The sequence below is a fragment of the uncultured Campylobacter sp. genome (assembly GCF_937996225.1).
In the GTDB taxonomy this organism is placed as follows: domain Bacteria; phylum Campylobacterota; class Campylobacteria; order Campylobacterales; family Campylobacteraceae; genus Campylobacter_B.
Genome location: NZ_CALKTC010000064.1, coordinates 1 through 13,223, shown reverse-complemented (window position 1 = coordinate 13,223; position 13,223 = coordinate 1). Strand labels below are relative to the sequence as shown.

General features: G+C 38.3%; 9 protein-coding genes, 1 pseudogene and 1 CRISPR repeat array. All 10 genes and pseudogenes read left to right on the top strand.

All coding sequences use genetic code 11. The features are described from left to right. Positions 1 to 14 precede the first annotated feature (14 nt). The 10 genes and pseudogenes from Q0174_RS07565 to cas1 all read left to right on the top strand — a co-directional run bounded on the left by Q0174_RS07565 (position 15) and on the right by cas1 (position 10,480). Positions 15 to 155 (top strand): hypothetical protein, encoded by a 141-nt coding sequence (locus Q0174_RS07565; protein WP_298043006.1) that lies wholly within the window; start codon positions 15 to 17, stop codon positions 153 to 155. After that, positions 139 to 2,166 (top strand): glycine--tRNA ligase subunit beta, encoded by a 2,028-nt coding sequence (glyS, locus tag Q0174_RS07560; RefSeq protein WP_298043003.1) that lies wholly within the window; start codon positions 139 to 141, stop codon positions 2,164 to 2,166. The genes Q0174_RS07565 and glyS overlap by 17 nt, the downstream gene beginning before the upstream one ends. 72 nt (positions 2,167 to 2,238) lie before the next feature. Further along, positions 2,239 to 2,934 carry a CRISPR-associated endoribonuclease Cas6 gene (locus tag Q0174_RS07555; protein ID WP_298043000.1) on the top strand — a complete coding sequence of 232 codons (696 nt, stop codon included), beginning with the start codon at positions 2,239 to 2,241 and terminating at the stop codon, positions 2,932 to 2,934. 154 nt (positions 2,935 to 3,088) lie between these two features. Then, positions 3,089 to 4,882, top strand: coding sequence for a TM1802 family CRISPR-associated protein (locus Q0174_RS07550; RefSeq protein ID WP_298042997.1), 1,794 nt, complete (start codon positions 3,089 to 3,091; stop codon positions 4,880 to 4,882). Then, positions 4,882 to 5,799: a type I-B CRISPR-associated protein Cas7/Csh2 gene (cas7b, locus tag Q0174_RS07545; RefSeq protein WP_298042994.1), complete on the top strand. Its 918-nt coding sequence runs from the start codon at positions 4,882 to 4,884 to the stop codon at positions 5,797 to 5,799. Before Q0174_RS07550 ends, cas7b begins: the two co-directional genes overlap by 1 nt. After that, positions 5,800 to 6,513: a CRISPR-associated protein Cas5 gene (gene cas5 / locus Q0174_RS07540; protein WP_298042991.1), complete on the top strand. Its 714-nt coding sequence runs from the start codon at positions 5,800 to 5,802 to the stop codon at positions 6,511 to 6,513. It begins immediately after the preceding gene. 46 nt (positions 6,514 to 6,559) lie between these two features. After that, positions 6,560 to 8,680, top strand: a complete 2,121-nt coding sequence (gene cas3, locus Q0174_RS07535) for a CRISPR-associated helicase Cas3' (RefSeq protein WP_298042988.1) — start codon at positions 6,560 to 6,562, stop codon at positions 8,678 to 8,680. After that, positions 8,680 to 9,177: a CRISPR-associated protein Cas4 gene (locus Q0174_RS07530; protein WP_298042985.1), complete on the top strand. Its 498-nt coding sequence runs from the start codon at positions 8,680 to 8,682 to the stop codon at positions 9,175 to 9,177. Before cas3 ends, Q0174_RS07530 begins: the two co-directional genes overlap by 1 nt. An 8-nt stretch (positions 9,178 to 9,185) precedes the next feature. Beyond that, positions 9,186 to 9,465 (top strand): annotated as a pseudogene (gene cas2 / locus Q0174_RS07525) (CRISPR-associated endonuclease Cas2). Between the two features lie 16 nt (positions 9,466 to 9,481). After that, entirely contained in the window at positions 9,482 to 10,480 is a 999-nt protein-coding gene (gene cas1, locus Q0174_RS07520) for a CRISPR-associated endonuclease Cas1 (protein ID WP_298042983.1), read from the top strand. Between the two features lie 390 nt (positions 10,481 to 10,870). Beyond that, a CRISPR array of direct repeats spans positions 10,871 to 13,199; the repeat unit is 30 nt; unit sequence GTAGAATTCCATCCCGTTGGGAATTGAAAC. Positions 13,200 to 13,223: the final 24 nt, after the last annotated feature.

Below are 13,223 nucleotides of genomic sequence, written 5' to 3'. Positions count from 1 at the left end.
AATTTGGATAGAAAATGAAGATAATTGACGCGGTGATGCTTGGCGCATTCGTGCTTTTTATGATATTTATGATCGTAGGATTTAACCGCGAAATGATGGAGAAAAACGAAAAACGAAATCAACGAAAAAAGGATAAAGATGGAACTACTCATTGAGATTGGGGTTGAGGAGCTGCCTGCGATCCCGTTTTTAAAAGAGCGTGCGAATATCGCGCCAAAATGGCGCGCGGTGCTTGAGGCTAACCGTATAAATAGCGACTTTCGCTTTGAATTTAGCCCGCGTAGATTTGTGCTATTTCACGAGGATTTTCCACAACGCGGCGATGATGCGCAGATCGTAAGCACGGGCGCGCCAAAATCCGTCGCGCTCAAAGACGGCGCGTGGAGCCCTGCGGCGCTAAGTTTTGCTAAAAAATGCGGCATAAGCGAAAGCGAGCTGGAATTTCGGCAGGTGGGCGGCAAAGAGGTGCTCTACCACGCTGCGGTGCAAAAGGGGCGCGATAGTCGTGAAATTCTAGGCGAAATGATAGAGGAGTTTTTACGATCACTAAATTTTGGACGCGCTATGCGCTGGGGTAGCGGCAAGTTTGAGTTTATCCGTCCGATAAGAAGTATAGCCTGCGTTTTGGGCGGTCAAAACGTAAATTTTGAAATTTATGGCGTGCGAAGCGTGGCTGCATTTTTTCCGCATCGAAAATTTGGCTATGAAGCGATTAAATTTAAAGACGCCGCAGATTATTTTGCACTGCTGGAGCGTAACGGCGTAATTTTAAGCGAGCAAAAAAGAAAAGATAAAATTCTAAGCGAGTTTGCAAAGCTCGAGAAAAAGCATGGCTTTAAGATCGAGGTCGATCCTGCGTTGTTGGATGAAGTAACGGCTATCACTGAGTATCCGACGGCGCTGCTAGGCAGCTTTGAGCGAGATTTTTTAAGCGTGCCAAAAGAGGTCATTATCACTTCGATGAAGGAGAATCAGCGCTATTTTCCAGTTTTCGAGGATAAAAACTTAAGCAATCACTTCGTTGTCGTTAGTAATGCGATCACCGATGATGATGAGCTTGTAGTACGCGGCAATGAAAAAGTTTTACGCGCGCGCCTAAGCGATGCTATGTTTTTTTGGAAGAGCGATTTGCAAGCGGAATTTAGCCCTGAAAAACTTAAGCAAATCTCCTATATGCAAGCCCTTGGCTCGGTTTATGATAAGCAAGTGCGCGAGCTAGCGGTAGCAAGGGCACTGAGCGCGGATTATGCTACGCAGATTGAGGCGGAGATCGGCAAAAAGGATTTTGCGCAGGATATAGAAAATGCCGTAATGTTTAGTAAAGCAGATCTTAGCAGCACGATGGTGGGCGAATTTAGCGAGCTTCAAGGCATTATGGGTAGTTACTATGCTGCACACGCTGGACTGGCAGATCATGTATGCCGCGCGATGCGCGAGCAATATCTGCCTAGCGGCGAGGATAGTGAGCTGCCAAGCGGTGTATTTAGTAGCGTAATTGCTGTAGCGATGAAATTTGAAACGCTCCTGGGGCTTTTTAGCATCAATAAAGTTCCAAGCGGCAATAAAGATCCGTATGCGCTTCGCCGCGCAGCTACGGGGCTAATTAAAATTTTACTAAATCAAGGATTGAGCTTTGATGCGAATGCGCTGGCGCAAAAGCTGGCGCCAAATTATAAGAAATTTGACATTTCTAAGCTGCTGGATTTTATAAAAGATAGATTATATGGTATTTTTGATGAGATAAATCCGTCGGTGATCAAGGCGTGCATCGCAAGCGGCGAAAACGATCTATTACTACTAAGCAAGGCCATAAAGGCGCTGGGCGAGATCGCAGCAGCAGCAGATTTCGGGGAAAATTTTGCGACTTTTAAGCGCTTAGCCAATATCATCAAGGACGAAAAAATAGGCGCGGTGGACGAAAACCTATTCGAACATGACGCTGAGCGTGCGCTAAATGCGGCGTTCAGGGCGATTAAGCTCAACGGAAACGACGTGAGTGGGTATCTGCGCTCACTATTTGGGCTTAAAGGCGTGATTGATGATTTTTTTGATAACGTAATGATAAACGTCCAGGATGTCAAGATACGCGCAAATCGTATCGCAAATATCGGGCAAATTTATCGCGCGTTTTTGCAGTTTGCCGATATCAAAGAGATAGGATTTTAATTTCACTTAGAGCTCATTTGCCCAAGGTTTGCACGAATCTTGGGCAGAATTTTACCGCACAAAGGAGCGCAAATGCTAATCATCAACGCAAAATTACCAACTAAAAATCTAAAAATCACAAAATCTCTCTCGCAGCTGATTCAGGGCTTTCTTTATCGCTATCTGCCGGCTTCAGAGCACGTAGGATATAGGCACGAATTAAGCGGTAAAATTTTTAAACGCACGGTGTTTGATTTTATCTTGCGAGGAGAGGACTTACGCGTGCGATTTGCTTCATGCGAGCCGGAGTTTGAACGTAAAATCGCGCTAGCAGTGCTAAAAGACGGGCTAAGCTTGGGTGAAATTCTATTTACGCAAACTACCGTCGAAGCGAAAAATCATAAAATCTGCGAGAACGAAGCTATTGTGCAAGGCTACGTGGCGTGCGCAGTAAGCGGGCTTTTGGGGCATAAGGTTTATTTGCAGCCGCAAGATAGTAGACATTTAGAGATGATGAAGACGAATATTTTACAGCGATTTGAAACGATTATGGGGCAAAAATATGATGGCGAAATGGAATTAAATTTATTGTGGCAAAAGCTGGGTGAGTCTGTGAAATTCTATTATGGCAACAACCGCGAGCCGGTATATGCGTGGCAAGCAATATGGAAAATTGTAGCTAATGCAGAACTAATAAATTTGATCCTTGGCACGGGCGCTGGAAGTGGGTGTATGAACTACGGAGTAGGGGTTTTGGAGGTTGTAAAGCAAGACTATATTAAAGTATAGATTTCAAATTCTAAAAGAATATTTGCTTGCTTTATGGCAATTCTATAATAAAATTTTTAAAAAATCAAACTTTCTCTATATTAAATTATAGTAACTATTGACATATTGATTTTAATTTAGATATAATTGCGCTAAATTTTAGAAAGGATAAATTTTGGGCGATATAGTTAAAATTTTTTCTAGTATCGGCGAAATTTACGACAAACAAAAAACTAAAATTAACAACAAAAGCTATGAATACGATGCTATTAAAATTTATCTTTGCGATATTAAAAGCAAAGAAATATCGGTAAATAACAATATTTCAAGAGACGATTTAATAGTTTGTAGATTTGGCATAGGCGCGAATTCTGGCAATTTGTTCCCTAATGTCCAATTCATTAGCAAAGCCGTAAAAGACGATACTCCTAAATTTATAAAAGGAATTTCAAAAGCCGTAAAAAATATGCTCTCTTGCTTCGATCCTGACGATATCAAAAATGATAAAATATTAACGGATTTATCTAGCTTAAACGAGAGCTTTTTTGATGATATTTTAAGTGAAATTGTAGCTCTACAAGAAGAGCCTAAGAAAAAGGGCATGAAAGTAGCTACTTTTTTTGCATTATCTTGGGAGGGTAGACCGATTTCAGCGTATTTCAAAAATATTTTTACGAGTCATTTAAGCGATAGCGATAATGGTAAAACTGCCAAAATTTATGGTTATGATATGCTTACAAATAGTATGGGTATCGGCGGAGATGCGAATTTGGCATTTTGTTCCGTAAATGAGCTACCGACTGCTTTACAAGACATTAAAGTTAGATTACTACCTCTAAATGGCGCTAATGCAAATTTGGTTAAAAATGGTTTTATGGCAATTGATAAGGAATTATCTTTTAATTTTTACGGGGATAAAATGGCGGTCTTACCGACGTTAATGGTAAATGATGCAAATTTATTAGAAAAAATAGTGGAAATTTTAAAAGATCCGAGCGAAAAGAAAAAAGATCTGCAAGGCATACAAAATATCGAAGAAAGTATTAATTACGAGTTGGAATTCGTAGCTAAAGCACAAGCAAATATGCCCGTACTAAATACAATTTTATTTTATAAAAAAAGCAATGCTGCGGTTAATGTATTATTGCAAATAGATGATGTATTGCCGTCTTATATTTCTAAAATTTCCGATTTAATGGGTAGATATAATATTAGGGCGATTAGGCGAAAAGATAGTAAAGATCAACAAGATGATACTATTTACATGCAAAATTTATTTCTTAAAAACATCGACATTATGAATTTTTTATTATCGCAAAATAGGATGAATTTGGACGATATGATGGAAAAATATGCTACTTTGATTTATAAAGGCAATATTAACTCTAGCTATGCGTCAAAAATAGAATGGGGATTTTATTTTAATCGCGTTAAGACATATCAAAATAGAAGTATAGAAAGTATCGAAAAATATCAAAATTTCTTTAATGAAATGGGTGCTTTAAATGAAAAAATATCATTTGCAAGGGAGGTTAATTTGCAAAGCTTAAGCGATAAAAAAGAGCTAATAAGCTCTATTTTGAAAAATAGCGAATTTCTAAAAGATAATGAAGTGTTGCAGAGCGCATATTTGCTAGGAATGATGTCTGCAGGGTTGATAAATCGCCAATTTGCTATTAGCAAAAATAGTTCATTTGAAAAATGGCTGAATAATGCCGGACTAATTACGAAAGAGCTTTTAGAACGGATTTGGACTAAGTGCGATGAAACTAACAAAAAACTCTCCAATGTATCGCGAGGAAAAAGAAGTGCTAATATAGAAATCATGCGCGATATTTTGATCGGAATTTTACCAAGTGCGTTTTTATCTCAAAAGCGGGTTAAGAGCGCTTATGTAACGCTAGCTTTTGCTATGGGCGGAAGTGATTTTACGAAATATATTAAAGATAACACTCAAGGAGACGAGTAATGAAAAAGAAAGAAATTCTATTTCTTTGGGACGGCGAAAATTTTAATCCAAACGGCGATATGCTAAGAGATAACGCTCCTAGGATAGACGATGAGACAGGTATAGCAGAAGTTACTGATGTACGTATAAAGCGAACAATTAGAGATGAAATTATGAAAAAAGACGAAAGTACGATTTTTATTAAAGAGTATAAAAGAGATGAAAATGTATTAGATTGCAAAAGCGCAATACGTGAAGTGATTAATGTAAAGCAAGAAAAAATCGAGATAGAAAAAGAAATTTTATCTAAATTTATTGATATTCGCGCATTTGGTGGAGTTTTGCCAATATCGGATAAAGACGAGATGAAAAAAGAAGGCATAAAAACAGCAGGAATTCAATTTGTCGGACCCATTCAGTTTAGAATGAGCAGATCGCTTCATAGAGTTGCGGTAGAGCATATAAAAGGCACCGGCGCGTTTGCAAGCGGTAGCGATAAGGCGAATAAAACGTTTAGGGAAGAAGATTTTTTAAATTATGCAATGTTTGCAACTTACGGAATAGTGGATAATCATAGTGCAAAGATTACGAATTTGAGCGAAGATGATGTGAAAGTGATTTTAGGCGCGCTCTGGAGCGGGACTAAAAATTTAATTACTCGCACGAAAATGGGTCAAATGCCTAGGTTTATGCTAGTAATTACATATAAAAATGATACTTTTGCTGGAGATTTAAATAACTGTGTGGCTATAAATAGTAGCAAAGAAGATGTGGAGATAAGAAGTATAAATGATTTTACGATTGATTTTTCTAGATTAAAAGCTAAACTTACTAGATACGCGCAAGAGATCGAAAAAATAGAGTATATGAGCGATTTTGACTTCGAGCAAAATAACAGATCACAATTTGATAGTAATTGGATAAAAATAGGATTTTAAATGGATATAATAGCTTTTGAGCTATCGGGAGATAATGCGCATTTTTCTCATCCGGCTACTATCTACTCGTCTCTTACATACCCAGTGCCGCCAAAGACTGCCGTAATGGGGTTTTTGGGAGCAATTATAGGTGAAATGAATTATTTTAAACTTAACGATATAGGTTATAGCGTTATTTTAAGTTCGCAATTTCGCAAAAAAACTATGATTTTTAACGGTATAAAATTTGCTCTATCGTCAAGTATGCATATCGAACAAGGCTATCAAGATTCTAGCGAGAAAAAGCAGTTTTATAAAGAGCTAATAAAGGATCCCAGATATATCATATTCGTTGATTTAAGTGCTTTAAACGCTTCTTATAAAGAAAAGATAATTAACAGCTTAAAAGCTCATAGATGTGTCTTTACGCCATATTTAGGTATAAATTTTTGTATAGCGGATTTTAAATATATCGAGATAAAAAATTGTGAATTGGTTCATGAAAAAGAAAGTTTTATAGATACATTCGTTTTAATGGACGATTTTATATTTGATGCACAAAGCTTTGATATCAGACTTACTACGGCTAGAATGGCTTGCGGATGCGAAGAGGATCGAATTTTTAAGGATTTTAAAGATTTCGTTATTAAGTTAAGCGGCAATAGTCAAATCAAAGCAAAGAATAGAGGAAATATTTATCAAATAAATGACTACAAGGTCTACTTTGCAAAGTGAGCTGCTATCGCATCCTAATAAACCATTAATAAAGCATATAACAAATATGCTTGCTGAAACGGATAGTAGGCTTTTGCAATGCGTTAAAATTTATCACGATATAGCTAAGCTAAAAACTAATTTTCAGATTTATATAAAAAATCCTACCGAAAAAATTGCAGATAAAAATCATGCTTTATTATCCGCTTACATATTTTTACTAAATTCAGAATTTAATGAGCTAGATACGGCTTTTGGGTTTTTATCCATCGTATCACACCATGGAAATGTAGAAAATTTTTGTGAGCTTACAACGCAAAATAAAAATTTCGGTAAATATTTTGAGAGCTCGAGAGAGCTAGGCTTTTGGGATGAAGTCTTAGATAAAGCTTTAGGTTTAGAAATTTACAAAGATATTAAAAGGGATAAAAATGAGCTTTTAATTAAAGCTAAACATTTAAGAGAATACTTCAAATTTGCGAAAAAGAAGTTTGATTACGATGACTTTTTAAATTTCAAAGACATATTTTCGTCGCTTATTTATAGTGATAAATATGAAGCTATTTTTAATCAAAGAATTCCTGTTTCTAAACCGGCGAATTCTAATACGATCGAAAAATATATCAAAGCCCTGGAAAATCGTAAGCCAAATGCAAAAAGAAGCGAGTTTAGAAAATTTGTTTTAAATAATTTCGATGTAAATCATAATCTTTTTACTTTAACTGCGCCTACGGGCTACGGCAAGACTTTGACTGCGCTAAATTTTGCCGCCAAATTTAATAAAGAACGTATTATTTATGTGCTGCCGTTTACGGCTATCATAGATCAAGTTTATGATGAGATAAAAGAGATTTTCAAAGACGATAAAAATATATTAATTCATAAAATTCATCACAAAACTACGATAGATGAAAGCACTCCGCAAGATCGCTATTCTAAAGTTAAATTTTTGATGGATTCCTTTAGTGGAGATATTAACGTAACTACGCTATATCAATTTGTATTTGCACTCTTTGGAAACAAAAATAAAGATAGCGTAAAATTTAACCGATTAAAAAATAGTGTAATAATAATCGATGAGGCGCAGGCGGTACCGTATAAGTTCAGGGCGGATTTTATGAAACTTTGCGAGATGTTGGCGGAAAGATTTGGCTGCATTTTTATCTTTATGTCCGCTACGATGCCTATTGTTGATACGACTAAATTTAAAGAAATTTCAAATTTAGATTATTTCAAAGACCAAAATAGATACGTTTTGAAGTGGTTTGATGGTGACGAGAGTGCTTTAAAAGACGATATTAAACAATTGGCAAAAAGCAAAAATACACTAGTCGTCGTAAATACCATTAAAAAAGCGCAAGAGCTATTTTTGGAATTTTACGATGAATTTAAAGTTTTTTGCCTAAACGGATATATGTGCGACGATCACAAACGAAAAAATATCGAAAATATAAAAGATGCAATTGCAAAAAATAAAAGTGGGCGCGGTGATCCGATCTTGCTAGTTTCTACACAGTCTATCGAAGCTGGCGTGGATTTGGATTTTGATGTCGGATTTAGAGAGATAGCGCCCATTAGCTCGATTATCCAAACTGCCGGTCGCATAAATAGAAATTTCGCAGCCCTGGGAGAATTATACGTATTTAACGATATTTGCGACTATTCCGATCTCATTTACGGTGATTTAAAACGCATTAGCGATACTATTTTGGTAAAAATTCTAAAGCAAAGAGATATCATCGAAAGCGAAATTTTAGATATTTCCACTGGGTATTTCAGCGCCATAAAGCAAAGCTTAGAGAGCTTATTTTTGGCGGAGCAGATGCAAGAGCTAGGATTTTACGATATAAACGAAAAGATTAGCGAGGCGATGGATGATAGGCTTAAAATTTTAGTAATAATTGAGCCAAAAGAAGATTATATTAAAGAATTTCAAAATGAAATTTTTGAAATCAATAGGCTTGATATGGACAAATTTAATAAGAAAGATATATTTACGAATACTATTAAGAAAATTAATAGATTTGGTGTAAATATCACAGAATTTGATGCAAAGCGTTTAAATATAAAGCGTATTGATGGGCTAAAAGATGTCTATTATTTACCATTCGGCGATACTTCGTACAATAATAATTTCGGGATTAAAAAGGATGTCGCCTTAAATCTCAAGAATGAGTTTTTCTACTAATGTTTTGCAAGGACCAAATCACCGGCACGCTTGTGAATTATTACGTTACCTGTAAGCGCAAGGCGTGGCTTTACGGACACAATATTCACGCCAATCAGGAAGATGAAAACGTGCTGATGGGCAAGGCACTAGGGGATATCAAAGAGAATGGTTTGCAGGAATTCGCATTTTCAAATTTGAAATTTGATAAGCTTTCCAAGCAGCGCGGACATTATCTCATCACCGAATATAAAAAGAGCCTAAAAAATCCAGAAGCAGGCAAGATGCAGCTGCTTTTTTATATCTATCTTTTAAAAACAGGCTTAAATTTAAAAGAGGTGAAAGGCAAATTAATTAGCGGCAAAACCGTCATAACCATTGAGGATAACGCCGAAAATTTCACTAAAATCGAAACAATTCTAAACAGCATCGCCGCCCTTGTAAACGAGCCAAAGCCGCCTAAATTTAGCCCGCAAAAGATTTGCGAGAGTTGCGCTTATCGTGATTATTGCATTTAGGAGATAGAATGTACGCTATTTTATTTTACGATATTTCCAAGCAGCGGCGAAAAGGAGAAAAATAACGCCGCGCGCGTCCGAAAGGCGGTCGAGAAGTTTCTGCCTCGCGTGCAATTCAGCGTTTTCGAGGGTGAAATCAGAGCGAGCGATCTTAAAAAATTAATGGCGATTTTGCAAAAAGAATGCGCCAGCAAGCTTGATTCGGTAGTAATTTATACTTTTAATTCGCTCAAATATTCACAGCGCCTAGTCATCGGACGCGATAAAAACGAAGCGATTTTCAGCTAAAATTTAAGGATAAAGTATGCAAAAATCGGATCGCACGCATTTTATTTTGAGCTCCGGCCGATTGCGCCGCAAAGATAATAATCTATACTTCGATAAATTTAACGACGAGGGCGGAATTTTAGCTAGTAAAATTTTGCCGATTAACGCAATTGATGAAATTTATATTTTGGCGCGAGTAGAGCTTGATACCTATGCTATGGCATTTTTGGCCGATAATAACATTTTGCTGCATATTTTTAGCGCCTATCAGAGCTTCCGCGGCAGTTTTTTCCCAAATACTTCAAATTCTGTAAACAAAAGCGGCTTTCTGCTTTTGGCGCAGCTGCGGGCTTTTGACGATCTTTCTAAACGCCTTTTTATCGCTCGCGAGATTACTCGCGCTCGCATCTTAAATGCAGCCATTAATTGCAAGGCTTACGGCGTCTCGCTCGATACTGCGCCGCATCTGGATGCTCTAGCGCGCGCCTGCGACATAGCAGCGGTAATGGCAGTGGAAGGCGGCTTTGCCAAGCAGTATTTCGCGGCCTGGAACGAAATCATCGAGGATCAGCGCAGTTTTAAATTTACGACGCGCTCCAAACGCCCGCCGGCAGATAAAATTAATGCCCTCATTAGCTATGTAAATACGCGTATTTATAACGTCTGCCTCAGCGAAATTTACAAAACCGAGCTTGATCCGCGCATCGGCTTTTTACACGAGCCAAACTACCGTGCGCTAAGTCTGCATCTTGATCTTGCAGAGATTTTTAAGCCTATTTTAGGCGATAGATTAATTTTTGGAATGTTAAATAAGCGTGAGATTACGGCAAAAGATTTTGAAACAGACGCGGGGCGTATTCGATTCGGTAAAGAAGCGGTGCAAAAAATCGAGCTAAAAATGATTGAGAAACTAGCATCTTGCGCGAACGTAGCAGGACAGAGCCTAACCTGGCGTCAAATTATCCGTCGCGAGGCCAACCAGATTAAAAAATATGTCTGCGAAGGCGTGCCTTATGAGGGGTTGGTATGGCGGTAGGGCTGGGTCTTCAAGTTTAAATTTATGTTTTTGAAATCTTAACTAGAATCACTTACGCCTATAGATTACGCCCTCTTAAAATGCATGTGCTTTTGAAATAAATTTGATCTGAAGCACGGAACGGCGAACGAATTGGCTTTAAAAACGCATATGCTTTTAAAATTTCAGCTTTTTATTATTCACACTTCGATTTTTGAATATCTTTATATTTAGATTTTAACATTTGCACTCACGATACATATAGATAGCGATAAAGTTGCTTTTAAGATTTTGAAATGCCGAAATCTTGGGCATTGAGCAATCGGCGCTTTTTTAAATTTAGTCCATTTTAAGGCATAAAAATATATACTCCTAACACTTTCTACCTAGAAAAATGGCAAAATTCGTGCTGTAGAATTCCATCCCGTTGGGAATTGAAACTCTCTCTTTTCGTGATGTTTTTATCAAAGCTTGTGTAGAATTCCATCCCGTTGGGAATTGAAACAAGCCTCTATGACGTAGATAACTTTCATAGGTCTTGTAGAATTCCATCCCGTTGGGAATTGAAACCGTGTTTTTGAGCCACATTTGGACGGCTGCCCTCATTGTAGAATTCCATCCCGTTGGGAATTGAAACGTGTTTTGTTTGTCATTGATGAAATTCACAATTTTTGTAGAATTCCATCCCGTTGGGAATTGAAACCCTTCTTTCTTCGGTTTATAGCCGTCGCAATAAACCAGTAGAATTCCATCCCGTTGGGAATTGAAACCCAACACCAGCACCTATACGCAAAACGGCACTTCGGTAGAATTCCATCCCGTTGGGAATTGAAACACTACAAATCAGGGCGCACGCAGAACTGATACTTTCGTAGAATTCCATCCCGTTGGGAATTGAAACTCCCCGTAGCAAAAGCTCACGTAAAACGCCCAGCCCCGTAGAATTCCATCCCGTTGGGAATTGAAACTGACAAAATTAAAAACGGCTCTTTGAGTGATTTTAAGTAGAATTCCATCTCGTTGGGAATTGAAACCCATCAACTCCGGAACTTCTAAGAACATTTACACGAGTAGAATTCCATCCCGTTGGGAATTGAAACTTGAATTTTCTTTGTTTTCCACGTCGTGGATATGGGTAGAATTCCATCCCATTGGGAATTGAAACCCGCCGAGATCAGTGATGGCGGGATAATCCCGTAGGGTAGAATTCCATCCCATTGGGAATTGAAACTGACAAAATTAAAAATGGCTCTTTAAGCGATTTCGTAGAATTCCATCCCATTGGGAATTGAAACGATCCTGCAGAATACGGAGATGATAGCTCTGTGCTGTAGAATTCCATCCCATTGGGAATTGAAACTCAAGCTAGGCGCTCAAGCCTGCGGCGGCGCAAACGGTAGAATTCCATCCCATTGGGAATTGAAACCAAGACGAGTTTAGAAACTACTCGCTAACCGCGGGGTAGAATTCCATCCCATTGGGAATTGAAACTTTGGAACAGACGTGCGACAGATGATGTGATTTATAGTAGAATTCCATCCCATTGGGAATTGAAACAATCGCGTTGGGGAGCTAAAAAGCGCAGAACTTGAGTAGAATTCCATCCTGTTGGGAATTGAAACTTGACGCAGAAAGAAGCATCGGTTATGCTAGGATATTGTAGAATTCCATCCCGTTGGGAATTGAAACCTACAAAGAAGCGGGGCTTTTACGGCGTTCTTAGTCTTGGTAGAATTCCATCCCGTTGGGAATTGAAACTTCGCAAAATAATTATGTATCATCATGCCCGAAATAGTAGAATTCCATCCCGTTGGGAATTGAAATAATTTTAAAAAGGAGTTTGATATGCCTAAGTTAGAGTAGAATTCCATCCCGTTGGGAATTGAAACCCTCTATCGTAAGAGTAATAATGCTAGTGCTTTTAGTAGAATTCCATCCCGTTGGGAATTGAAACAAACGGTTCAAAAGGCTTATAATAGTGGCGAAAAAGTAGAATTCCATCCCGTTGGGAATTGAAACTATCGTTGCAAAAAGCCACGCTCAATCATCTCATGTAGAATTCCATCCCGTTGGGAATTGAAACTATTCGTAGCTGTTTTGAGTGGCAGTGCCGTTTTGGTAGAATTCCATCCCGTTGGGAATTGAAACTAAATGCGAGGATATTACCAATCGATCTGATCGCTGTAGAATTCTATCCCGTTGGGAATTGAAACGCCGTCTTTCGGCGCTAATGCTTCCGTTAGCGTCGCGTAGAATTCCATCCCGTTTGGAATTGAAACAAAATATCCCAAAAAGCCCTAAAAATACCGAGAGCGTAGAATTCCATCCCGTTGGGAATTGAAACTACCATATACAACGCCTACACCCACTCAAACCAAAAGTAGAATTCCATCCCGTTGGGAATTGAAACCATCTTTTTAAGAGCCTCTATGCCAACTGCAACTGCGTAGAATTCCATCCCGTTGGGAATTGAAACTTCGCTTTTCAAGCCTGCTGATGAGCCTGCTCCCGGTAGAATTCCATCCCGTTGGGAATTGAAACTTTACATATTCGTGCATAAGCCTACCACAAACGTAAGTAGAATTCCATCCCGTTGGGAATTGAAACGCAAGAAAAGAACTTGCATCGATATGGAGAGGGTTTTGTAGAATTCCATCCCGTTGGGAATTGAAACCGTCTACTTTCAGCTTTACGCTTCGCGTCTGCTTGAGTAGAATTCCATCCCGTTGGGAATTGAAACGCTTCTTGGCGTGTATCTGCTTGA